The 22962-nt window shown below is 60.0% G+C and carries 17 protein-coding genes and 1 tRNA gene; 10 read left to right on the top strand and 8 right to left on the bottom strand.

The genetic code is table 11. The annotated features are described in order from the left end of the window. Positions 1–48: 48 nt before the first annotated feature. The 4 genes from ACIPIJ_RS26920 (at position 49) to ACIPIJ_RS26905 (ending at position 2324) form a co-directional block, all read left to right on the top strand. Entirely contained in the window at positions 49–792 is a 744-nt protein-coding gene (locus tag ACIPIJ_RS26920; protein ID WP_401082762.1) for an SDR family NAD(P)-dependent oxidoreductase, read from the top strand. 16 nt (positions 793–808) lie between these two features. Continuing rightward, positions 809–1210 carry a VOC family protein gene (locus ACIPIJ_RS26915; protein ID WP_401082759.1) on the top strand — a complete coding sequence of 134 codons (402 nt, stop codon included), beginning with the start codon at positions 809–811 and terminating at the stop codon, positions 1208–1210. After that, positions 1207–2184 carry a saccharopine dehydrogenase family protein gene (locus ACIPIJ_RS26910; protein ID WP_401082757.1) on the top strand — a complete coding sequence of 326 codons (978 nt, stop codon included), beginning with the start codon at positions 1207–1209 and terminating at the stop codon, positions 2182–2184. Before ACIPIJ_RS26915 ends, ACIPIJ_RS26910 begins: the two co-directional genes overlap by 4 nt. A 12-nt stretch (positions 2185–2196) precedes the next feature. Next, a tRNA-Pro gene (locus ACIPIJ_RS26905) sits at positions 2197–2324 on the top strand. Positions 2325–2880: 556 nt separating this feature from the next. On the opposite strand, the gene ACIPIJ_RS26900 is transcribed toward ACIPIJ_RS26905, so the two are convergent. Continuing rightward, on the bottom strand, positions 2881–3270 hold the full coding sequence (locus tag ACIPIJ_RS26900; protein WP_401082754.1) for a hypothetical protein: 390 nt from the start codon (positions 3268–3270) through the stop codon (positions 2881–2883). Positions 3271–3473: 203 nt separating this feature from the next. Here ACIPIJ_RS26900 and ACIPIJ_RS26895 point away from each other — a divergent pair, with 203 nt between their 5' ends. The 3 genes from ACIPIJ_RS26895 to ACIPIJ_RS26885 are packed head-to-tail and all read left to right on the top strand — an operon-like array spanning position 3474 to position 9238. Then, complete coding sequence (locus ACIPIJ_RS26895) at positions 3474–6671, top strand: efflux RND transporter permease subunit (protein WP_401082751.1); 3198 nt, start codon at positions 3474–3476, stop codon at positions 6669–6671. Continuing rightward, on the top strand, positions 6664–7830 hold the full coding sequence (locus ACIPIJ_RS26890) for an efflux RND transporter periplasmic adaptor subunit (protein ID WP_401082748.1): 1167 nt from the start codon (positions 6664–6666) through the stop codon (positions 7828–7830). The genes ACIPIJ_RS26895 and ACIPIJ_RS26890 overlap by 8 nt, the downstream gene beginning before the upstream one ends. Continuing rightward, entirely contained in the window at positions 7814–9238 is a 1425-nt protein-coding gene (locus tag ACIPIJ_RS26885) for an efflux transporter outer membrane subunit (RefSeq protein WP_401082745.1), read from the top strand. Before ACIPIJ_RS26890 ends, ACIPIJ_RS26885 begins: the two co-directional genes overlap by 17 nt. 349 nt (positions 9239–9587) lie before the next feature. Here ACIPIJ_RS26885 and ACIPIJ_RS26880 read toward each other — a convergent pair whose 3' ends face one another. After that, a complete protein-coding gene (locus tag ACIPIJ_RS26880) occupies positions 9588–10586 on the bottom strand; it encodes a GntR family transcriptional regulator (protein ID WP_259139462.1) in 999 nt (332 codons plus the stop codon). 221 nt (positions 10587–10807) lie between these two features. Here ACIPIJ_RS26880 and phbB point away from each other — a divergent pair, with 221 nt between their 5' ends. Further along, positions 10808–11551 carry an acetoacetyl-CoA reductase gene (phbB, locus tag ACIPIJ_RS26875; protein WP_259139463.1) on the top strand — a complete coding sequence of 248 codons (744 nt, stop codon included), beginning with the start codon at positions 10808–10810 and terminating at the stop codon, positions 11549–11551. Positions 11552–11632: 81 nt separating this feature from the next. After that, positions 11633–12964: a CitMHS family transporter gene (locus ACIPIJ_RS26870; protein ID WP_401082741.1), complete on the top strand. Its 1332-nt coding sequence runs from the start codon at positions 11633–11635 to the stop codon at positions 12962–12964. A gap of 408 nt (positions 12965–13372) precedes the next feature. Here the strand turns inward: ACIPIJ_RS26870 and ACIPIJ_RS26865 are convergent, their stop codons facing one another. From ACIPIJ_RS26865 to pyk, 6 genes are all read right to left on the bottom strand, one after another. Continuing rightward, positions 13373–14131 carry a TerC family protein gene (locus ACIPIJ_RS26865; RefSeq protein WP_110744491.1) on the bottom strand — a complete coding sequence of 253 codons (759 nt, stop codon included), beginning with the start codon at positions 14129–14131 and terminating at the stop codon, positions 13373–13375. Between the two features lie 189 nt (positions 14132–14320). Beyond that, the gene (gene gpmI / locus ACIPIJ_RS26860; protein WP_401082738.1) at positions 14321–15844 is read right to left on the bottom strand and encodes a 2,3-bisphosphoglycerate-independent phosphoglycerate mutase; all 1524 of its coding nucleotides are present in this window, start codon (positions 15842–15844) and stop codon (positions 14321–14323) included. A gap of 10 nt (positions 15845–15854) precedes the next feature. Further along, on the bottom strand, positions 15855–17480 hold the full coding sequence (locus tag ACIPIJ_RS26855) for an NADP-dependent glyceraldehyde-3-phosphate dehydrogenase (protein WP_401082735.1): 1626 nt from the start codon (positions 17478–17480) through the stop codon (positions 15855–15857). Positions 17481–17533: 53 nt separating this feature from the next. Continuing rightward, positions 17534–18289, bottom strand: a complete 756-nt coding sequence (tpiA, locus tag ACIPIJ_RS26850; protein ID WP_110744488.1) for a triose-phosphate isomerase — start codon at positions 18287–18289, stop codon at positions 17534–17536. Between the two features lie 15 nt (positions 18290–18304). Further along, complete coding sequence (gene eno, locus ACIPIJ_RS26845) at positions 18305–19606, bottom strand: phosphopyruvate hydratase (protein WP_401082926.1); 1302 nt, start codon at positions 19604–19606, stop codon at positions 18305–18307. Positions 19607–19761: 155 nt separating this feature from the next. Further along, complete coding sequence (gene pyk, locus ACIPIJ_RS26840; RefSeq protein WP_401082732.1) at positions 19762–21210, bottom strand: pyruvate kinase; 1449 nt, start codon at positions 21208–21210, stop codon at positions 19762–19764. A gap of 385 nt (positions 21211–21595) precedes the next feature. Here pyk and ACIPIJ_RS26835 point away from each other — a divergent pair, with 385 nt between their 5' ends. After that, positions 21596–22894: an OprD family porin gene (locus tag ACIPIJ_RS26835; RefSeq protein WP_401082730.1), complete on the top strand. Its 1299-nt coding sequence runs from the start codon at positions 21596–21598 to the stop codon at positions 22892–22894. Positions 22895–22962: the final 68 nt, after the last annotated feature.

Raw genomic sequence — 22962 nt, 5'->3', positions numbered from 1 at the left:
GCGATGTGATTACTGTGGGGGCTCAGTTGATCATCAGCGGAGTAGCACATGGGCGTTATCGTCATAACGGGAGGCAGCCGGGGCATCGGCGCCAGTACCGCACAACATCTGGCCCGGCGCGGCATGGGTGTCATTCTTACCTACAAGCGCAGCTCGGATGCCGCACGGCAGGTAGTCGCTGACATTGAACACGTTGGTGGCAAAGCAGTTGCACTGGAATTGGATGTCGCGGATGTCGGTAGCTTTGTCAGCTTTCGCGAGGCCGTCATCGAGGTGCTGCAAGAAAACTGGGGCGTGAGCGGGCTTGGCGGGCTTGTGAACAATGCGGGGCACGGCCTTTTCAAACCGCTGGAATCGGTCACTGAGAACCAGTTTGACGCGCTGCTCGGCGTGCACTTGAAAGGCCCGTTCTTTCTTACCCAAACCTTGTTGCCGTTGCTGGAAGCGAACGCTTGCATCGTCAACCTCACCAGTGCCACCACGCGCGTGGCAACGGCGGGTGTTGCGCCCTACGCATCCTTCAAAGGGGGGCTTGAAGTGCTCACCCGTTATATGGCCAAGGAGTTCGGTGAGCGCCGTATTCGTGCCAACTCGGTTTCCCCGGGTGCCATCCGCACTGAGCTGGGCGGTGGTTTGAACGATGAGTTCGAGGCGTTGCTGTCGTCCCAGACGGCGTTGGGGCGGGTGGGCGAACCCGAGGATGTGGCGCGCGTCATCGGTACTCTGCTGTCCGCCGAGGGCGTCTGGATCAACGCCCAGAACATTGAAGTCGCCGGCGGTTACAACATCTGAGCACAGGAGCGTTTCAATGCTTGACCACATTTTCCTTTCAGTAAGCGATATCGAACGTTCCATCCGCTTCTATGACGCAGTCCTGACGCCACTTGGCATAACGGCGCGGCTGAATTATGACGGTAAAGACGGGCCACCTGGGCATCCCGATCTCAAGGGTTATGGTGCCAACGGTCGGATGTTTTTCTGGCTACGCAAAGGCATCGTCGAGGGAGGCGCCGCGCATGTCGGCTTCGTCGCCCGCAACAAGGCTGAAGTGGACGCGGCCTATGCTGCGGCCATGCGTAATGGCGCCATCGACAACGGCGCGCCGGGTGCCCGTTTACACTACGACCCTGATTACTACGCTGCCAATGTGCGAGATCCGGACGGGTACAGTCTCGAATTCGTTTACAAGAAATGGCAGCACGCACAATGAAAAAGCTTCTGATCTACGGCGCCACGGGTTACACCGGCCGCATGGCGGCAGAGCGAGCAAAAGCGCTCGGGCTGAATGTTGAAATTGCCGGGCGCGACGGTTCGCGCCTGACGTCACTCGCTAGTCAGCTGGGCGTACCTTTTCGGGTGTTCAAAGCCGACGCGCACGCCGAAGCGTCTTTATCGGGCATTTCGGTACTGCTCAACTTCGCAGGGCCATTCGCGCATACGGCTGAAGCCTTGATGCGTGCTTGCATGAAAGCAGGTGTGCACTACCTGGACATCACCGCAGAAATCAACGTGTACCGATTGGCCGAGAGGCTTGGCACTGAGGCGGCTTCCCATTCAGTCATGCTGATGCCTGGCGTCGGTTGGGACGTCGTGCCCACTGACTCCCTCGCAGTGCAAGTCGCCAAACGTGTCAAAAATCCGCTTGCACTCAGCATCGCGCTTCAAGTGCCTGGCTCGATGTCCCGAGGGTCGGCCATGAGCGCCAGCGAAATCATCGGGGCAGGTGTACTCACCAGGGTCGATGGCGAACTCGTTGCAACGCCTGATGCAACGCCGCGTCATTTTGATTTCGGGGAGGGGCCGGTACTCTGTGCACCTTTGTCGTTTGGAGACTTGGTAACCGGCTGGCATTCGACTGGCATCGCGAATATCGCGATGTTCGTTCATGTATCAGGCGATGCATTTCCCGAAGGTGACCTGTCTCAGCTGCCTGATGGGCCCAGCGCTGAAGAGCGAAATGCTCATCGAGCGCAGGCAGTGGTAGAGGTGGTGGGAGCAGATGGATCAATTGCTCGCTCCGTGATCGACACGGTCAATGGCTACACGTACACGCCGTTGTCCGCAGTGGAGGCTGCGCGACGGGTACTGAGCGGTGAGCGTCACGCAGGCTTTGCAACTCCCGCTCAAGCCTTTGGCAGTGGATTTGCCCAGAGCATCGTAGGCACGTACATCACCGATTTTTAATAACAGAAAGCTTGGGGCGTTGCTTAGTTCGACGGGCTGCTTTGGGTCGATAGCTGCCGGTCACGACGGACCGCTATCGACTCTATGGCTTTTGCATGGGGTGCAAGGGGTCGAGTGTTCGAATCACTCCGTCCCGACCAAATAACTCCAAAGAATCCAGTCACTTAGCGGTGACTGGATTCTTTTATGGCTGAGGCATTCTTGTCCCTTGGCGTTTTTACCCCACTTTTTACCCCACCGCGATTTGTCATGTTCCGGTTGCCCGATCATGGAGCTACCAGCCGCATCTGTTTGGGGTGGAATTTCTGATCAAGCTGGGTTGCGGTTCGCTGCTGCTGCTGCTGCTGAGTGTCAGTGGCTGTGAGTGGCAATTGCGATCAACTCATCACAACGCTGAGCATGGGCTGGAAATTGCTTGGTGAAGCTCTGCATCCGGATCGGCGACACCGCCGGCTGAATTTGTCTGGCCTAGACTCAGCCGCAGGGAGAATGAGAAGATTTTGAGCCGCCATTCACAGCCAGATGAAAGGCACAATGATGTCGTTCGTAGCTTCTGGAGCATTGAGGTCTGAATTTAAGGTTTTAGTTTTTGTGATGCGGATAGTGGCAATAGTCTGAGCTTCGTTGAGCTGGAGGTTCGGGGGTCGCCCCCTTTTATTATTATTGTGGCGGCTAATTAAGAAGGGTTCTGAATTTTTATCCCAGTGGGCAGGTGATGTTGTCTACATGCGCTAGCAGCTTCTCGTTTGCGTTGTAAAGGTTCAGTGTATATGAGTGGCCGAGACTGCTTTCATCTAATATATAGCGTCTTCCTGGTTTGAAATCGTTGTAGCTGATGTTAGCGTTGCATGTAGATCCGTTACTGTCACCATCCCCTTCGACGAACAGCGTCGCACCTAACGTATGTTTTCCTGTGGGTACCTCGAAGTAGCGCCCGTCGTTGAGCCGCTTGCCGTCCAGACTTTCCGCCATCAAGGTGGTTGTTGGTTCCTCTTTCAGGCTTACCCAGGCCGCGTCAGAACTGGCTTTTGGCATTGGTCCGGCGCAGCCGCTAAGCACTCCGAGTAGTCCGAGAAGCGGTAACATAAACTTCCATTTAGTGCTCATATTAGCCCGCATAAAACACCTCTGTTTGCACCTGTGAATGATTCGCATAGGATGCCAGCAACCCGCTTGGCTGCAAATGAAGACGCTAGATGCTTTTTCTTAAAATACTTTAATGGAGGTTTAACCTATCCCCTAGTAAGCCCGTGGAAGACTGCGCACGGTTTAACTTTCAGGGGCACAGCATGCTCGCGCTGGTAAAAACGGCACTTCACAAACCCTACACTTTTCTGGTGCTCGCGATCGTGGTTTGCATCGTCGGCCCATTGGCGGCGGTACGCACGCCAAGTGATGTGTTTCCGGATATCGGCATACCGGTGATTGCCGTGGTCTGGCAATACGCAGGGCTGGCGCCGGATGCCATGTCGGGCCGAGTCATCTACACCTACGAACGGGCCTTGAGCACCACGGTCAACGACATCGAACACATCGAGTCGCAGTCGTTGCCAGGCATGGGCATCGTCAAGATCTTCTTCCAGCCCAGCGTCGATATTCGCACCGCCAATGCCCAGGTCACCGCCGTGTCGCAAACGGTGCTCAAGCAGATGCCGGCCGGCATCACGCCGCCGCTGATCCTCAACTACAGCGCCTCGACCGTGCCCATTCTGCAGATGGCGTTTTCCAGCCCCACCTTGTCCGAGGCGCGCATCCGCGACCTGGTGCAGAACAGCATTCGCCTGCCGCTTACCGCCGTGCCCGGCCTGTCGATGCCAACCCCCATGGGCGGCAAGCAGCGCCAGATCACCCTCGACCTCGACCCCCAGGCCCTGGCCGCCAAAGGCCTATCGGCCGAGGACGTGGCCAATGCCTTGGCCGCGCAGAACCAGATTATTCCGGTGGGCACGGCGAAGATCGGCCGCAACGAATTCACGGTGCTGTTGAACAACAGTCCCAGCGCCATCGATCAACTCAACGACCTGCCGGTCAAGGTCGTCGACGGTGCACAGATCACCATCGGCCAAGTGGCCCATGTGCGTGACGGCGCGCCGCCACAGACCAACATCGTGCGTGTCGACGGCCGCCGCGCGGTGCTGATGCCCGCGTTGAAGAACGGCAACAACTCGACCCTGTCGATCGTCGACGGAATCCGCGGCATGCTGCCGCGCATCAACGAAACCCTGCCACCGGAACTCAAGATCTCGCTGCTCGGCGACGCCTCGACCGTGGTCAAGGAATCGGTCGGCAGCGTCGCCCGCGAGGGCATCATCGCCGCACTGCTGACCAGTGCCATGATCCTGCTGTTCCTCGGCAGCTGGCGTTCGACGCTGATCATCGCCGCCTCGATCCCGCTGGCGGTGCTGTCGGCGATCGCCTTGCTGGCGGTCAGCGGGCAGACCCTCAACGTGATGACCCTGGGGGGCTTGGCACTGGCGGTGGGCATCCTGGTGGACGATGCGACGGTGACTATCGAAAACATCAACTGGCACCTCGAACAAGGCAAGGCGGTCAGGCAGGCGATCCTCGATGGCGCCCAGCAGATCGTCGGCCCCGCGTTCGTGGCGCTGTTGTGCATCTGCGTTGTATTTGTTCCGATGTTCATGCTTCAGGGCATCGCCGGATATCTGTTCCGGCCCATGGCATTGGCAGTGATGTTCGCCATGGGAAGCTCTTTTATTCTGTCGCGCACTTTGGTGCCGACCCTGGCCATGTTCCTGCTCAAGCCGCACCGGGTGGAGCAGGGCGAGGGGCCGCATCCGGAGGACGCGTACCTCAACCACCACGAAGGCGACAAGTCGGCCAACCCGCTGGTGCGCCTGCAGGCCGGTTTCGAGGCGGGCTTCTCGCGCCTGCGCGATGGCTATCAGGGCCTGCTGGAACTGGCCCTGGCCAAGCGCAAGCGCTTCCTGCTGGGCTTTCTTGCTTGCGTGCTGGCCAGCTTCGCGCTGCTGCCGACCCTGGGCGAGGACTTCTTCCCCGAGACCGACGCCGGGGCCATGGCCCTGCATGTTCGCCTGCCGTTGGGCACTCGCATTGAAGAGAGCGCGGCGGCCTTCGACCGGATCGAAAGCCGCATCCGCGAGGTGTTGGCGGCCGATGAGGTGGAGTCGATCATCGACAACATCGGCCTGCCCATCAGCGGCATCGACATGGCCTACAACAGCAGTGGCACGGTAGGCCCGCAGGATGGCGACATCCAGGTCTCGCTCAAACCCGGCCACGGTCCGACCGCCGATTACGTGAAGCGCCTGCGCGAGGTGCTGCCGGACAGCTTCCCCGGCACCACCTTCGCCTTCCTGCCCGCGGACATCAGCAGCCAGATCCTCAACTTCGGCTCACCGGCACCGCTGGACGTGAAGGTCTCCGGCCCCAATGATGCCGCCAACCGCGCCTATGCTGCCGAGCTGATGCGCCGCCTGCAGCACATTCCCGGCATCGCCGACCTGCGCCTGCAGCAGTCGGAAAGCTACCCGTCGCTGGAGGTCAACGTCGACCGCAAGCGCGCCGCCGAACTGGGCATCACCGAGCGTGACGTCACTACCAGCCTCGGCGCCTCGCTGGCCGGCACCTCGCAGACCGCGCCGACCTACTGGCTGAACCCGGCCAACGGCGTGTCCTATTCGGTGGTCGGCTCGACGCCGCAGTACCGCATGAGCAGCATTGCCCAGCTGGAGGCGCTGCCGATCACCGGCAGCAACGGCCACACCACCGTGCTCGGCGGTATCGCCAGCCTGGCGCGCACCGACACCGCCGACGTGGTCAGCCACTACAACATCACTCCGACCCTGGACCTGTACGCCAACGTCCAGGGCCGTGACCTGGGCGGCATCGCGGCGGACATCCAGCACGTCATCGACGACACCGCGCAATTGCGCCCGAAAGGCGCGACCGTGAGCCTGCACGGGCAGATCACCGCGCTGCACGAAGCCTTCCACGGCCTGGGCCTCGGCCTGCTGGGCGCGGTGGTGCTTATCTACCTGCTGATCGTGGTCAACTTCCAGTCCTGGGTCGACCCGTTCGTGATCATCACCGCGCTGCCCGCCGCGCTGGCCGGCATCGTCTGGATGCTGTTCGTCACCGGCACCACGCTGTCGGTGCCGGCGCTCACCGGGGCGATCCTGTGCATGGGCGTGGCCACCGCCAATTCGGTGTTGGTGGTCAGCTTCTGCCGCGAGCGCCTGGCCGAGCATGGCGATGCCATGAAGGCCGCCATGGAGGCCGGCTTCACCCGCTTCCGGCCGGTGCTGATGACGGCCCTGGCGATGATCATCGGCATGCTGCCGCTGGCCCTGTCGCAGGAGCAGAACGCCCCCCTGGGCCGTGCGGTGATCGGCGGCTTGATCGTCGCCACCTGCGCCACCTTGTTGTTCGTCCCCGTCGTGTTCAGCCTGGCCCACCGCCGCTCAACCCCTCACGCTGTCGTTGGAGAAAACCTGCATGCCTAGCCGTTCCGTAGCTGATCGTCGGCGCCTGAAGCTCATGGGGGGCGCCGGCCTGGGCCTGGCGGCCCTGGTCGTCGCGCTGGGGGTGTATGGCCGCCAGCACCAGGCCGCTGCTGTGCAGGCCTGGACCGAAAGCCGGGCTCTGCCTGCCGTGGTGACCTTCACCCCGTCGAAGAACGCGGCTGGCGAAACCCTGAGCCTGCCCGCTCACCTGCAGGCCTGGAACATGGCCGGGGTCAACGCCCGGGTCAGCGGTTACCTGAAGAGCTGGCAGGCGGACATCGGCACCCCGGTCAAGGCCGGCCAACCGCTGGCGGAGATCGACAGCCCTGAGCTCGACCAGCAACTGGCCCAGGCTAAGGCCACCCTGGCCCAGTACCAGGCCAGCGCGTCGCTGGCGCAGAGCACCGCCGCGCGCTGGCAGCACCTGTTCGCCAGCCACTCGGTGTCGCGCCAGGAAGTCGACGAGAAAGTCGCCGCGGCAGCCGTGGCCAGTGCCGATGCCGAGGCGGCGCAAGCCAACTACGCGCGGCTCAAGGACCTGGCCGCGTACAAGGTCATCCGTGCCCCGTTCACCGGCACCATCACTGCCCGCCACGCGCAGATCGGCCAGCTGATCAAGGCCGACAGCGACAACGCCACCTCGCTGTTCGACATCGCCGACACCCGCCGCCTGCGCCTCTATGTGCCGGTGCCGCAGAACTACGCCAGCCGGATTTTGCCCGGTATGCAGGTGCAGTTGTCGGTGCCGGAGCGCCCTGGGGAACACTACATGGCGGCGTTGATGGGCACCTCCACGGCAGTCGACCAGGGCTCGGGCACGCTGCTGGCCCAGTACGCGGTGGAGAACGCCAACGGCGCCTTGCTGCCAGGCGACTACGCCAGCGCCAGCATCACCCTGCGCAGCGATGCCACGGCGGTGAGCATCCCGTCCAGCGCGCTGATCTTCCGCGCCCAGGGGCCGCAGGTGGCGGTGCTCGACGCCCAGAGCCGCGCGCACCTGCGCAGTATCCACATCGCCCAGGACCTGGGTAGCACGCTGGTCGTCGACCGTGGCCTGGGCCTGAAAGACCAGGTGGTGGACAACCCGCCCGACGCCTTGCGTGACAACGACGCGGTACGCAGCGTGACCCAGGGAGGTGCCCATGCGCCCTCGGTTTAAGCACGCCGGGCTGGCGCTGTGCCTGGTGTTGCAAGGCTGCTCGCTGGCGCCGCATTACCAGGCGCCTGTGGTGGACTTGCCCGCCCATTACGGCGAGCGGGTCGGCGACTGGCAAATGATCGATGGCAAAGGGCATTTGCCCGCGCAGTGGTGGACATTGTTTGCCGACAAGCGTCTCGATGCACTCCAGGCACGGCTGTTGGCCTCGAACCCGAACCTCGCCGCCGCCGTGGCCCACAACGATGCGGCGGCGGCCTATGCCCAGGGCCTGCACGGCAGGTTGTGGCCGCAGGCCAGCGCCAGTGCCACGCCGCTGCGCCAGCGCCAGTCCGACCGCCGACCCTTGCGCGGCGATACCCAGCCGTCGATCTACAACAGCGATACCGCCGGCCTGAGCCTGAGTTTCGACCTTGACCTGTGGGGCAAGCTGCGCAACCAAGTCGCGGCCGGCGATGCCACGGCGCAGGCCTCGGCGGATGAGCTGGCCGGCGCGCGGCTGAGCCTGCAACGGCAGCTGGCGGTGCTGTACGTGCGGGCCCGCGGCCTGGATGCCCAGCGGCAGTTGCTCGACAGCGCGGTTAACCACCGTGCCCAGCTGCTGGCACTGATCCAGCAGCGCTTCGAGGGCAACATCGCCTCCGAGCTGGACCTGGACCGGGCGGCGGCCAGGCTGTCGGAGGCAAAGGCGGCGCGGGACGATGTGGTTGCCCAGCGCACCCTGGCACAGCATGCGCTGGCCGAGCTGGTAGGCGCATTGCCCGGTGATTTCTCGTTGGCGCCGGACCCGACACCGGTCACTGCGCCAGAGGTGCCGACCGACCTGCCCGGCAAGCTGCTATTGCAGCGCCCGGACGTCGCCGCGGCCGAGCGCCGGGTGTTTGCCGCCAACGCCAATATTGGTGTGGCGCGGGCCGCCTGGTACCCGGACTTCAGCCTGACCGGCATACTCGGCGGGCAGACCCAGGGCACCGGCAATCTGCTGGCGGCGGCCAACCGCTACTGGGCGATTGGCCCGGTGCTGCAGCTGCCGCTGTTCGACGGTGGACGACGCTCGGCTGACGAGCGCCGGGCCAAGGCCGAATTCGAGGCAGCGGCGGCCGAGTACCACGGCAAGGTGCTTCTGGCCGTGCGCGAGGTCGAGGACAGACTGGCGCAGGTGCGTGACCTGGCGCAGGAGGCGGGTGATGTGGGGCGGGCGGCGCAGGCGTCGGGGCGTGCCGAGCAGATTGCCCTTGAGAGCTATCGGCAAGGGGCAGTGAGCTTGCTGGATGTGCTGACGGCGCAGATCGATGAGTTGCAGGAGAAGCAGAAGTTGCAGGAGCTGCAAACACGGCAGCTTGAGGCGCGCATAGGGTTGATGGTGGCGCTAGGCGGTGGTTGGAGTATTCCAGAGGGACGACTTAACTGAGGATGAATCAACCCTGCGTTATCCCACATCAAACGGGCGGAAGCTTGAGGGTAAGTCGCAGTCAGCGTATTTGATTCATGGTGAAATGGATGGCGAAGCTTCTCTTTTACAGACGATGGAGTGGGTAGCCCATGCCCTCAGAGGTCGTTATGCATGACCGCTAGGGGCAGTCCATTAGCCGTGTTTGGGCTGGCATGATGGGTGTTATATGACCTTCAGCAGAATCCGTCGTAACATTTTGCGTCAACGAAGGTGATGAAACATGCGTTCACCGGTTGTATCTGCCGTTGGAGTGATGGCTAGCCGTTCTCCCTTACCGAGTGTGAAATAAGTCCTGTAAGGTCGTATGCTACTTCACACCTTTGGCCTCATGGGCAGCTTTCAAGCGGCTCACATGATCCAAGTGCGAGCGAAGGAATTCGGCAGCCTGTTCGCGTTGGCCAGACTCAATCAGGTCCAGCAATTCGATGTGCTCGCGGCATTGTTGAATCAACCGCGGTCTGTCGACGTTGGACTTATAAGCCATGAAGCGGCGCAGCTGGTTTTGCCGGCGGATGGATTCAAGGAAGAACGGATTGCCCGAACAACGCACGATCAGTTCATGCAACTGCGCGCCGATATGGAACAGCTGCGAACGAGACAGCGTAAAGATCTCGCCTTCCAGCAGCGTTTGCTGTGTTTTGCGTGCTTTAGCGAAAGCGGCTTTGTCTACCACATAGCCAGGTTCGAGGAGGGCGGCTGGTTCAACAGCCATGCGAAATCGGTAGCTCTGTATGTGCGCTTCGGAGTCGTGGAGAAAAGCATTGATGCTCCACCCCTGGCCAGGGTTCCGTTCGATCATACCCTCCCGGGCCAGCCGGTTGAGAACTTTAATGATCTGACCCCGCGGTACAGCGTACTTGCGCATCAGCTCAGCTTCGAAGAAGGATGCTCCGATATCCCCCGCCAACACGTCGTCGACTACCCGCAGGTAGAAGTCTTCGAAAGAATCAACCTCCAATGGCAGTTTCCCGGTATCGACACTGCGTGCATCGCAGGTCAGGAAAAACCCTCGGTTAGGCTCTTTGACGGCCAGTCCCAGCTCTTCAAGAAGCGCAAAGCCACGACGGATGGGGGATCGTGAAACGCCCAATTCCTTTGCGAAAGCTTCTTCTCTAAGCGGATCGCCGGCTCGCATTGAGCGTGCGCGAGCCATATCCAGGATCTTGGGTGCCAACTGGTTGGCAAGGTCTTTACGGATCGGAGAGGTCAAGGTGGTCAAGGTGTGTATCCAGCGATAGCTGCCCGGCTGGGTGAGGTCGATGCTCACTATATCGTATAGCTGAAGGTTGCGGAGCTTAGCGGTCATCCGTTGCGGATAACCTGACGCAATATTGCACTTGCAATTTCCAAAATGCAGTAGCAGAGTGGCAGAAGCCTGTCTGCAGGTTCGCTGTTCAGGGATCCTAACCAGGTGGGTGGCCTGTACAATTGTTCAGGATTGTATTCCTGCGCGATGAAGTCCAATATCAGGCGAGTTTTTCTCGCTAGCTGCTGCTCCCTACAAAAAACACAAAAGGAGTAAGGTTTATGTCCAAACGCATCGCTTACGTCACAGCCGGCATGGGCGGCTTAGGTACTGCTATTTGCCAGCGTCTTTATCGTGACGGTTTTACCGTAGTGGTAGGCTGTGGACCCTCTTCGCCGCACAAAGCTGACTGGCTTGCCGAGCAGCATCGGAAGGGGTTCGACTTCATCGCCTCTGAAGGCAACGTCGCGGATTGGGACTCTTGCGCTGCCACCTTTGATCGTATCAAGAAAGAAGTCGGTCCTATCGATGTGCTGGTCAACAACGCCGGCACAGCCTGCAATGTGGTATTTCGCGACATGCAGCCCGGGGATTGGGCAACTGTCATTGATACCAACCTCAATTCGCTGTTCAACGTGACCAAGCAGGTTATCGATGACATGGCCTCCCGGGGATGGGGCCGAGTGATCAACATTTCATCGGTGAACGCGCAGATCGGCCAGGTCGGCCAAGTCAATTATTCCACCGCCAAATCAGCCATCCGCGGCTTTACCCGCGCCTTGGCCCGTGAAGTAGGGTCGCGGGGCGTGACCGTGAATACGGTATCGCCAGGCTTTATTTCCACTCCCAAGCTCAAGTCCGTGACCAGCACCGCCATGATGGATCGCTTGATCCACGACATTCCTGCACGGCGGCTTGGCACTCCCGAAGAAATTGCAGCTATTTGTGGCTGGCTGGCATCCGAAGAGTCAGGGTACGCAAACGGAGCTGACTTCTCGGTCAATGGCGGCTTGCACATGAGCTGACGGTTCGCCGTCTGTGACCTTGATGCGCCGAAAGAGCGCTGACCCACAACAATAATTGTATTTCAAGTCAAGGTGATACAAATGCTGTCATTTCTTGGATACGGCATGATCGTGACCTTCATGGCCCTGATCATGACCAAACGGCTGTCACCCCTGGTGGCCATGACCACCGTACCGATCGTCTTCGCGTTGATTGCCGGCTTCGGGCCGGACATGGGCGACATGATGATCGAGGGCCTGCGCAAGGTCGCGCCGACTGCGATCATGGTGATGTTCGCCATCCTCTACTTCGGCCTGATGTTCGACACTGGGCTGTTCGACCCAATCATCAAGAAGTTCATCAAGCTGATTGGCGGGGACCCGATGAAAGCGGTGGTGTTCGCCGCGCTGCTGGCAGGTCTGGTGTCGCTGGACGGTGACGGCTCGACCACCTACATGATCACGGTCACTGCGATGCTGCCGCTGTTCAAGCGGATGAGGCTGGACCCTCTGGCACTGACCTGCGTGGTAATTCTGGCTGCCAGTGTGACCAACCTGCTGCCATGGGGTGGGCCATTGGCACGGGCAGCGGCCTCGCTGCAAGTGGAGACTTCCGAGCTCTTCCTGCCATTGATCCCGACGCTGATCATCAGTTTCCTGGGTGTCATGCTGCTGGCCTTGTTCATTGGTACCCGCGAACGTCAGCGCCTGGGACGCTTGCCGCAATCGCTGGGAGCAGCGGCCACGGTATTCGATGACGCTGATAACGAGGCTACGCCTTCACTGTCGGAAGAAAACGCCGAACTGCGTCGACCCAAATTGTTCTGGCTCAATGCTGGCCTGACTATCGCGCTGATGACTGGCCTTGTGCTGGAGATTCTGCCGCTGGCGATCCTGTTCATGGTGGCGTTCTCGATTGCGCTGGTAATCAACTACCCGCACATGCAAGACCAGCGCCGGCGTATCTCCGCGCATGCGCCCACGGCCTTGAATCAGATCGCGATCTTCCTGGCGGCCGGTATTCTGGCGGGCATTCTGTCGGGGACCGGGATGGTCGATGCAATGTCCAAGAGCTTCCTGAACATGCTGCCGGCGGAATGGGGCCCTTATATGGCACCTATCACTGCACTGGCGAGCATTCCAGGCACGTTCTTCATGTCTAACGATGCCTTCTACTACGGCGTGTTGCCCGTGCTGGCCAAGGCTGCCGAGGTCTATGGCATCACCCACGCCGAGATCGGTCGGGCTTCGTTGGTCGGGCAACCGGTGCACTTGCTCAGCCCGTTGGTGGCATCGACTTACCTGCTGTGTGGGCTGGCCGGGGTCGAGTTCAGTGACCATCAGAAGTACACCCTGAAGTGGGCCTTTGCCCTGTGCATGCTGATCATGGTCGTGGCCATGGCGTTTGGCTTGTTCCCTTGGAGTGCAGGCTGACGTTCATTGTGGAATGCCGGTGCGGTCAGGAACCGCACCGGCTACTTGTCTCTCTGCAGTTCTGCGTACATCGCAACAGCCCTAGCGTTAGATCCCTCATACCCTTCAATGCGTGGCGACCTCAGGCAGATCTTGCGGGCCGGGGCGCCACGGCCGTGACTAACACATCCGATCAATCCCAAGCCTGTGGTTGGCCCTCCTTCTAGCGAAGGTGTGGGCAATGCAATTGCACCCATTTGAAATGCTGACCCAGCGCGCGGGGGCAGGTGCAAGCGTAAGCAACAGCAGTCGACATCGGATAACGTGTGCCACTACTCGGTATTTCGCCGTCGTGGGACAGGCCTTCGCCTTGGTTCAAACGCATTGGGGCCGCATAAGCGGCCCCAATCTGGAGTACAAGGAAGGTGCTCAGTCGGCTTTTGCCAGGTTACCTTCACCTGCCTCATCCTGAGCTTTTTCACGGCGGGTTCGCATACGGATGTTCAAAGCTTCTACTGCCAGCGAGAACGCCATTGCGAAGTAGACATAGCCTTTGGGTACATGCACGTCGAAGGACTCGGCGATCAGCACGGTACCGACCACGACCAGGAAGGACAGCGCCAGCATCTTCAGGCTTGGATGGCGCTCGATGAACGCGCTGATAGTGCCGGCGGCCATCATCATCACCATCACTGCGACGATGATCGCGGCAACCATCACGGGCACATTCGAAACCATGCCCACGGCAGTGATGACCGAGTCGAGCGAGAAGACGATATCGATGATGGCAATCTGAATGATCGTGGCGATGAATCCGCGTCCGACACCTGGGGCGTCGGAGGCTTGTTCTTCTTCACCTTCCAGGCTTTGGAACATTTCAGTACTGCTCTTGTACAGCAGGAACAACCCGCCGAAAAACAGAATCAGGTCTCGCCCGGAAATGCCTTGGCCGAAGACTTCGAACAGGTCGCGGGTGAGCCCCATGATCCAGGTGATCGAAAGCAGCAGCAAGATGCGCGTGACCATCGCCAGCGCCAGCCCGAAAAAGCGGGTGCGCGCACGCATATGCGGCGGCATGCGGCCGACGAGAATTGCGATCATGATGATATTGTCAATGCCAAGGACGATTTCCAGGGCGGTCAGGGTGAAGAAGGCGACCCAGATTTCTGGGCTGGTAAGCCATTCCATATCAATTACCTATCAGTGTCTAAGCCCTGCAGTCAGGCTGCGCAGGCGGGAATAAAAAGGAGGCGGTCCCGTTGGGGACCGCCTCAAAGACGCGCAGTAGCGTCACCGTGGAGCACGTCATCGATGGCAAGGCAGGGTGACCAGACCACTCCCAGCCCATCCATGACCTGATGGTCCCCTGAAGACCGATCAGTTGGTAAGCAACGAATGACCTTCCATCTGTGCCGGCAGTGGGAGATTCATCAATTGCAAAAGCGTGGGGGCTATGTCGCATAGCCTGCCGTCGCGCAAGCCTGTATTAGCCACGTGACGGCCCACCAGAATCAGCGGCACCGGGTTCAATGTGTGAGATGTGTGGGACTGCCCGGAGTCGGGATCTGTCATCTGTTCAACATTGCCGTGGTCGGCGGTGATCAGGCACTGTCCGTCGACCTTCAAAATCGCTTCGACTACGTTAGCAAGGCAGTTGTCGAGGGCCTCGACGGCCTTTACTGCCGCGTCGAATGATCCGGTGTGTCCGACCATGTCGCCATTGGCGTAATTGCACACTACCAAGTCAAAACGTTCGCTTTCGATCGCTTCGACCAGGCGCTCGGTCAGTTCTGGCGCACTCATCTGCGGTTGGAGGTCATACGAGGCCACGGCGGGCGAGGGGATCAGGATGCGCTCTTCGCCGGGAAAAGGCTGTTCGCGCCCGCCATTGAAGAAGAATGTTACATGGGCATACTTCTCCGTCTCGGCGATACGCAATTGTCGCTTGCCCAGACCTGCCAGGTATTCGCCCAGGCTGTTGACGATGCTTTCTGGCCCAAACGCGAAGGGGCAGGGCAGGTCTTCGGCGTACCTGGTCAGTGTCAACAACTGCGACGCTGGCACTACAAACGGCCGCTCGAAGCCAACGAAATCTGGCATGACCAGCGCCTGGCACAATTGCCGTGCACGATCCGGGCGGAAGTTCATGAACAGAAGTGCATCCTGCGGCTGCAGCGGAACCGGCTCACCGATGGTCGTTGCGGCAACGAACTCGTCACTTTCGCCACGTTCATAGGCCTGTGACAATGCCTCGCTGGCAGAGCTGGCCTGAAACTCGGCCTGCCCCTGAACCATAGCGCGGTAGGCATTCTCGATCCTCGGCCAACGATTGTCGCGGTCCAGCGCAAAATAGCGCCCGACCAGCGTAGCGATACGTCCACGGCCTGACTGCGCAAGCGCTGCCTCCAGCACCTCGATCGATTCGCTAGCGCTTTTGGGTGGTGTGTCGCGCCCATCGAGATAAGCGTGCACGTACAACCGCTCGACGCCCAATTGCGCCAGAGTCTGGCAGGCTGCAAGGATCTGGTCGATGTGGCTGTGGACACCGCCAGGCGACAGCAGCCCCATGACATGGACCGCGCCGTCGCGCTCCACCGCCTGGTCGACCAGTGACCGCAGGGCAGCATTGCGAGCAAAGTCCCCGTCGGCAATTGCCTTGTCGATGCGGGTAAGGCTTTGGTACACGACCCGTCCGGCGCCCAGGTTCATGTGCCCCACCTCAGAGTTGCCCATCTGCCCTTCGGGCAGGCCGACGGCCAAGCCCGAGGTCGCGATCTGACTATTTGGGTAGTGCGCCAGTAGTGAGTCCAGGTTAGGCGTGCGTGCCGCTGCCAAGGCATTGGACTCGCTGGCCTCACGCAGGCCGATGCCGTCCAGGATGATCAATGCACGGGTGCTCATCTCCGGGCCCTCAGAAGATATAGTCGGTCGTGAGGAAGCTCGACTCACGATTACGAATGATCTTGCTGATCAGTTCTTTGTTGCTGCCTTGGAACTTGGTGGCAACCAGGGTGCGGATGGAGAACACACGCAGCGCATCGTGAACCGACAAGGTACCTTCAGCGCTGTTTTTACGGCCGTTGAACGGATAGTTGTCCGGGCCGCGCTGGCACTGGGCATTGATGTTGATGCGACCCACCTGGTTGGCGAAGGCATCGACCAGACGACCCACCTCTGCACTGTCGTTACCGAAGATACTCAATTGCTGGCCGTAGTCAGAGTCCAGGACATAGTCGATAACCGTTTTCAGATCGCGATACGGCACTACCGGCACCACGGGGCCAAACTGCTCTTCGTGATAGACGCGCATCTCGCGGCTGACTGGGTAGAGCACTGCCGGGAAGAAGAACGAGCCGCGGACATCGCCCCCCCCTTCATTGACCACTTGGGCGCCCTTGGCTTTAGCATCAGCGACAAGGGTGGCGAGGTAATCGGTCTTGCCCGGTTCGGGCAGTGGCGTGAGCGAAACACCCGGCTCCCAAGGCATGCCCGGCTTGAGCGCGGCAACCTTGCGATTGAATTTATCAAGGAATGCCTCTACCACATCCTCATGTACGAAGAGGATCTTCAGTGCGGTGCAGCGCTGGCCATTGAAGGACAGTGCGCCGGTAACCGCCTCTTCCACGGCATTGTCCAGATCCACCTGGGGCAGCACGATGCCGGGGTTCTTGGCGTCCAGGCCGAGCGCAGCGCGCAGGCGGTGCGGGCGTGGGTGCAGTTTCTTCAAATCGCTGGCAGCCTTGTGGGTGCCAATGAAGGCAAACACATCGATCTTGCCGCTGGCCATCAGTGCGCTCACGGTCTCGCGGCCGCTGCCGTATATCACGTTGATGACACCAGCCGGGAAGCTGTCGCGGAAGGCTTCGAGCAGAGGGCGAATCAGCAGCACACCGAACTTGGCCGGTTTGAATACCACTGTGTTACCCATGATCAGCGCGGGGATCAGGGTGGTGAAAGTCTCGTTGAGCGGATAGTTGTAGGGGCCCATGCACAGCGTCACGCCCAGCGGTACTCGGCGGATTTGGCCAAGTGTGCCTTGTTCAAGCTCGAATCGGCTTGAGCGACGGTCGAGGTCTTTCAGAGCGTTGATGGTGTCGACTATGTAATCGCAGGTGCGGTCGAATTCTTTTTCAGAGTCCTTCAGGTTCTTGCCGATCTCCCACATCAGCAATTTGACGACGGCCTCACGCTGCTTGCGCATGCTGGCCAGGAAAGTTTCGACATGCTGGATGCGTTCAGCCACGCGCATCGTCGGCCAGGTACCTTGGCCATTGTCATAAGCCTTGACCGCTGCATCGAGGGCGACCAGCGCGGTGGTGGCATCGAGCAGCGGCGCACTGCCCAGGATGACCTGCTGCTCGCCCGTTGCGCTGGCCAGGTAGACCGGGCTGCGCACTGTGGCCACTGGACCGTCCCAGTGGTGTAACTGGCCGTCTACCAGGTACTCACGCTGTTCGATCGGGTCGCCCAGACGGTAGGCCTCCGGGACCTGCTCGGCGGTGGGGAAGAGGGTGCTGAGGGGGGCAATCGAATTCATGCTTTTACCTTTCTTGTGTTTCTTGTCTGAAGGCGCACGGTTGCGCGATTGGGTCAGGCGCGAGCGGCTTTGCAGATCGCACCAAAGGCTGCTGGGTCCAGCGATGCGCCACCGATCAGGCCACCGTCAATATCGGCCTGCTCGAACAGCTGCGCTGCGTTATCTGCTTTGACACTGCCGCCGTAAAGCAGGGGAATGCTGGCGGCAGCATCCGGATCCTGCTCGGCCAGAAGCGCACGAATGTGCTGATGGACTGCTTGGGCCTGGGCTGGCGAGGCTGTCTCGCCCGTGCCAATTGCCCAGACCGGTTCATAGGCAATGACGCCACGGGCAAGTTGCTTTATCCCGACTTGCTGCAGAACCGCTCGCAGTTGTGCGCCGATCACTGCATTGGTGTTGTCCGCCCGGCGCTGATGGATGGTTTCGCCCAGGCACAGGACTGGCACCAGGTTTGCGCGTAATGCTGCCTCGAATTTCATCGCCACCAGCGCGTCAGTTTCGCCATACAGGCTACGGCGCTCGGAATGGCCGACGAGCACGTAGTTGCAGCCTATGTCGGCAAGCATTTCGCCGCTGACCTCGCCAGTGAAAGCTCCTTGCGGGCGTTCGCTGAAATTCTGTGCGCCCAGCGATACGCAGGAATTGCCCAGAAGATCGGCAACTTGGGACAGGTATGGCAATGGCGGGCAGATGGCGATCCGTACGCCTTGCAATTCGCTGAGTGTTGGCAGCAGGTTGTTGATCAGTTGCTCATTGGCAGCACGAGTGCCGTGCATTTTCCAGTTCGCGATTACAAGCTTTTCGTTCATGTGCGGTTCTCTTTATCAGCCGCGTTGCGCGCGCAGTGCATCCGCGCAGTAGGGCGCCTGTTCCAACAAGGCTTCTTCGATGCGCAGCAGGCGGTTGTACTTGCCCACCCGGTCAGAGCGACACAGTGAGCCGGTCTTGATCTGCCCGGCACGTGTGCCTACCGCCAGATCTGCGATAGTGGTGTCTTCGGTTTCGCCTGAGCGGTGGGAAATCACGGCGTTGTAGCCCGATTGCTGAGCCAGGCGGATGGCGTCGAGCGTTTCGCTGAGGGTTCCGATCTGGTTGTATTTGATCAGGATGGCATTGCCCACGCCTTGGCTGATCCCCTCGCGCAAGATGGCCGGATTGGTGACAAACAAATCGTCACCGACCAGCTGGGTGCCTTTGCCCAGTGCCTGGGTCAGCAGGGCCCAGCCGTGCCAGTCGCTTTCATCCATGCCATCTTCGATGGACAGGATGGGATAGCGGTTACGCAGCTGACCGAGGTAGTCGGTGAATGCGGCGCTGGAAAATCGCTTGTTCTCGCCAGCAAGCACGTACTCACCGTCGTGGTAGAACTCTGAGGCTGCGCAATCCAGCGCCATGCTGATATCGACGCCGACTCGGTAGCCTGCACGTTCGATGGCTTCCTGAATCACCACCAATGCTTGTTCGTTGGAGTCCAGGGACGGGGCAAATCCGCCTTCGTCACCCACAGCGGTGCTCAGGCCGCGCTCTGCTAGCACTTTCTTCAGGGTATGAAACACTTCAGCCCCCATGCGCAGGGCTTCGCTGAAGTTCTGCGCGCCGATCGGCTGGATCATGAACTCCTGAATGTCGACGTTGTTGTCGGCATGCTCGCCGCCATTGATGATGTTCATCATGGGTACCGGCATGCTGAACTGGCCGGGTGTGCCATGCAGCTCGGCGAAGTACTTGTACAATGCCAGGCCCTTGGCTTCGGCAGCAGCCTTAGCCGTGGCCAGAGAAACCGCCAGGATTGCATTGGCCCCAAGCGTGCCCTTGTTGTCTGTGCCGTCCAGCTCAATCAGAGCTTGATCGATTGCCCGCTGATCAAGTGCGTCCAATCCTTTCAGGTGGGCAGCAATTGCCTGATTGACATGTTCTACCGCGCGCAGCACGCCCTTGCCATGGTAGCGGTTGCCACCATCTCGAAGCTCCAAGGCCTCGCGGCTGCCCGTTGATGCTCCCGACGGTACGCTTGCGATACCTTGCTGGCCACCTGCCAAGGTGACTTGTGCTTCCACCGTGGGATTGCCACGCGAGTCGAGGATCTCACGTGCGGTGATTTGGGTGATGAGGGTGGCGTTGATCATGGCGTCTGGTGCCCCTGTTTCGAAGGTCGGATCCAGCAGCTCCTGCTGCTCTGCATATTCCTGGCGGAAATCGAAGTCACGCGGCCAACTGCCAAGTGCCGGATGATCAGATGAGACGTTGTGTGTGGACTGGCTCACTGGCAACCTCCTGCTTCTCAGCGGTTTTCATCGCCCACGCGCACTACGCGCAGGGTATTGGTACCGCCTTGGTTGTGGGCATGGTCGCCTCGGGTAATCAGCACATGATCACCGGCACTGACCACACCCCGCAGGACCAGGGCTTGCACTGCACGGTGATTGACTTCCTCGGGGAGCATGTCATCGCTGTTCAAAGGCAGGGTCTGGACGCCACGGAACAAGGCCACGCGCGTTTGTGTACGCGGGTTGTCCGAGCATGCGTAGATCGGCAGGTGCGAGCGGATGCGCGACATCAGACGGGGTGTATCGCCACTTTCGGTCAGGCTGATGATCGCCTTTACGCCATGCAGGTGGTTGGCGGCGTACATGGCGGAGAGGGCGATGGTTTCGTCGATTCGCTGGAAGACTTCATCCATGCGGTGTTTTGAACGTTGCGCCTGCGGATGACGTTCAGCGCCGGCAATGATGCGGACCATTGCTTCCACTGTCTGCACTGGGTAGGCGCCGGCAGCGGTTTCGGCGGACAGCATCACGGCATCTGTGCCATCGAGCACGGCATTGGCGACATCGAACACTTCGGCGCGGGTTGGCATGGACTGCGTGATCATCGACTCCATCATCTGGGTTGCCGTGATCACAACTCGATTCAAAGAGCGCGCACGATCAATGATCAGTTTCTGCACCGCTACCAATTCGGCATCGCCGATTTCCACACCCAGATCGCCACGAGCGACCATGACCCCTTCGGAGGCTTCGATGATCGCATCGAGGATATTCCGATCAGCCACTGTCTCAGCACGTTCGATCTTGGCGATCAGGCCTGCTTCAGCGCCTGCTTCATGCAACAAACGACGCGCCAGGTGCATGTCCTCGGCATCGCGCGGGAACGACACAGCCAGGTAATCCACCTGCATCTTCGCTGCGGTACGAATGTCCTCGCGGTCCTTATCGGTCAAAGCAGCGGCAGATAGGCCCCCGCCCTTGCGGTTGATGCCCTTGTTGTTGGAGAGCGGACCGCCGACCAGCACTTCGCAGACCAGGTGGTGCGCATGAGCCTCGAGTACTTGCAGCTCGACGCGTCCATCGTCGAGCAACAGGATGTCCCCTGCGCGGCTGTCGCTGATCAGGGCCTCATAGTCGATACCCACTGCTTCGGCAGTACCCGCCTGCTTATCCATTTTTGCGTCGAGGATGAAGTGCTGCCCTTTGTTGATCGTCACCTTGCCTTCTGCAAAACGGGCAATCCGAATTTTCGGGCCCTGCAGGTCGGCCAGGATGGCCACAAAGCGATTGTGCTTGCGGGCCATCTCACGCACCAGCGCTGCTCGAGCAATGTGCTCGTTGGCCGAGCCATGAGAAAAGTTGAGGCGCACCACATCAACGCCGGCGCGCACGAGGCCCTCGATCGCTTCCGGTGACTCGGTGGCGGGTCCCAGTGTGGCAACTATTTTTGTTCTTCGCTGCATGGCTCAGCTTCCTTCAAAGCGGACGTCTGGTAAGAAAAGGCAGTCAGATCAATTGGATATTTGGATCCATACATCCAAATAAGGTTTTGGCTTGAACTCAATCTGAAGGCTGCCATTGAGCAAAAATCATGGATTCATCAGGCGGTTTGTGAGGGTGGTGAGGACTGCCTGGCGAGCGAAAGAAGATTCGCATATTGACACTTACAAATGCAATGTTATTTTTGGAGGGCAGCGCTGCTGGTGGGCGTTCGTTTCTGGCATTGCCTGCCAGGACCTCATCAGGAGGCTGCTGCGCCGCAGTGCGCATAGCTTGTTTAGATCCACAACAAGAAAGCCCGGCAATGGCAGGCCAGGGCACTAACTTCTAAACCAGGAATACTTGACGATGCATGCAGTGACTCAGGGGTTTACCGCGTTGGCCGTTTCGCTCGCCTGTGCTACGGCTCAGGCTTCGGATCAGTCGGAATCAGCGGGTTTTATCGAAGGCAGCAGCCTTCGTCTGCTCAACCGCAATTTTTACTTCAATCGCGATTATCGTGATGCCGAGCCCGGTGATCAGAGCTACCGCGAGGAGTGGGCGCACGGGATCATGGCGTTCTATGAGTCTGGCTTCACACAAGGCACCTTGGGTTTCGGTGTGGATGCCTTTGGCTTGCTTGGCTTGAAACTTGACAGTGGGCGAGGGCGTTCCGGCGCTGACCTGTTGCCGGTCGATAGTGATGATCGCCCGGAGGATGACTACTCCAGCGCCGGCGCCGCTGTGAAAGTGCGTTTATCCAACACCGAGCTCCGCTACGGCAACATGCGCACCGAGGCGCCGGTGTTCGCAACCGGGGATTCGCGACTGTTGCCAGAGACCGCAACCGGTCTGTTGCTGCAAAGCAAGGAAATTGATGGCCTTGATCTGCAGGCGGGGCATTTCACCGCCTACAAGCTGCGGGACTCCAGCAACCAGGATGACGATCTTTATCTCAATTACGGTGAAAACCGCATTGGCAAGTCGATCGATTTCGTCGGCGGCACCTATGCCTTGAGCAAGCAGCTCAGTGCTAGCCTTTATGCCTCGGATTTCGATGAAACCTGGCATCAGTACTACGGCAACCTGAACTATGTGTTGCCGCTCTCCGATACCCAGTCCCTGGACATGGACGCCAACCTCTACAAAACTCGGGATGCCGGCAAGGCGTTGCAGGGCGAGATCGATAACACCACCTATAGCCTGGCGCTGGGCTATGCGTTCGGCGATCACAAGCTGACCGTTGCGTACCAAGACGTAGATGGCAACACGCCTTTCGATTTTGTTGGCGGCGACTCTATTTTTCTCGCCAACTCCGTCAACTACTCGGACTTCAACGGGGCAAACGAGCGCTCCTATCAGGTGCGCTACGACCTGGACTTTGCAGGCTACGGCGTGCCGGGCCTGAAGTTTTCTGCACGCTACCTCAAGGGTGATCATATCGATGGCACCAAGGCCGATCCTCTGGGTGGATACGCAGGCCTGCAAGGTGAGGATGGCAAGCACTGGGAGCGTAATCTGGACCTGCGCTACGTCGTGCAATCGGGCGCTGCCAAGGACCTTTCCCTGCGGCTGCGACACACCACTCACCGTGCCAACGAAGCTCAGGCAGAGGGCGACGTGGACGAAGTGCGCGTAATCGTCGAGTACCCGCTCGAACTGCTCTGAGCCGTCATTGCAACTTGTTCGTCGATGCCGGGCCTGTTCGCGGGCCTCGTATCGGCGCAAGTCATTGT

It is taken from the genome of Pseudomonas sp. NPDC087185, from assembly GCF_044744955.1.
In the GTDB taxonomy this organism is placed as follows: domain Bacteria; phylum Pseudomonadota; class Gammaproteobacteria; order Pseudomonadales; family Pseudomonadaceae; genus Aquipseudomonas.
This window is presented reverse-complemented; position numbering and strand designations above follow the sequence as displayed.

Coding starts and splice junctions, on each gene's coding strand:
- ACIPIJ_RS26920 (WP_401082762.1), top strand. CDS start 49: ATGGGCGTTATCGTCATAACGGGAGGCAGCCGGGGCATCGGCGCCAGT.
- ACIPIJ_RS26915 (WP_401082759.1), top strand. CDS start 809: ATGCTTGACCACATTTTCCTTTCAGTAAGCGATATCGAACGTTCCATC.
- ACIPIJ_RS26910 (WP_401082757.1), top strand. CDS start 1,207: ATGAAAAAGCTTCTGATCTACGGCGCCACGGGTTACACCGGCCGCATG.
- ACIPIJ_RS26900 (WP_401082754.1), bottom strand. CDS start 3,270: ATGTTACCGCTTCTCGGACTACTCGGAGTGCTTAGCGGCTGCGCCGGA.
- ACIPIJ_RS26895 (WP_401082751.1), top strand. CDS start 3,474: ATGCTCGCGCTGGTAAAAACGGCACTTCACAAACCCTACACTTTTCTG.
- ACIPIJ_RS26890 (WP_401082748.1), top strand. CDS start 6,664: ATGCCTAGCCGTTCCGTAGCTGATCGTCGGCGCCTGAAGCTCATGGGG.
- ACIPIJ_RS26885 (WP_401082745.1), top strand. CDS start 7,814: ATGCGCCCTCGGTTTAAGCACGCCGGGCTGGCGCTGTGCCTGGTGTTG.
- ACIPIJ_RS26880 (WP_259139462.1), bottom strand. CDS start 10,586: ATGACCGCTAAGCTCCGCAACCTTCAGCTATACGATATAGTGAGCATC.
- phbB (WP_259139463.1), top strand. CDS start 10,808: ATGTCCAAACGCATCGCTTACGTCACAGCCGGCATGGGCGGCTTAGGT.
- ACIPIJ_RS26870 (WP_401082741.1), top strand. CDS start 11,633: ATGCTGTCATTTCTTGGATACGGCATGATCGTGACCTTCATGGCCCTG.
- ACIPIJ_RS26865 (WP_110744491.1), bottom strand. CDS start 14,131: ATGGAATGGCTTACCAGCCCAGAAATCTGGGTCGCCTTCTTCACCCTG.
- gpmI (WP_401082738.1), bottom strand. CDS start 15,844: ATGAGCACCCGTGCATTGATCATCCTGGACGGCATCGGCCTGCGTGAG.
- ACIPIJ_RS26855 (WP_401082735.1), bottom strand. CDS start 17,480: ATGAATTCGATTGCCCCCCTCAGCACCCTCTTCCCCACCGCCGAGCAG.
- tpiA (WP_110744488.1), bottom strand. CDS start 18,289: ATGAACGAAAAGCTTGTAATCGCGAACTGGAAAATGCACGGCACTCGT.
- eno (WP_401082926.1), bottom strand. CDS start 19,606: ATGATCAACGCCACCCTCATCACCCAAATCACCGCACGTGAGATCCTC.
- pyk (WP_401082732.1), bottom strand. CDS start 21,210: ATGCAGCGAAGAACAAAAATAGTTGCCACACTGGGACCCGCCACCGAG.
- ACIPIJ_RS26835 (WP_401082730.1), top strand. CDS start 21,596: ATGCATGCAGTGACTCAGGGGTTTACCGCGTTGGCCGTTTCGCTCGCC.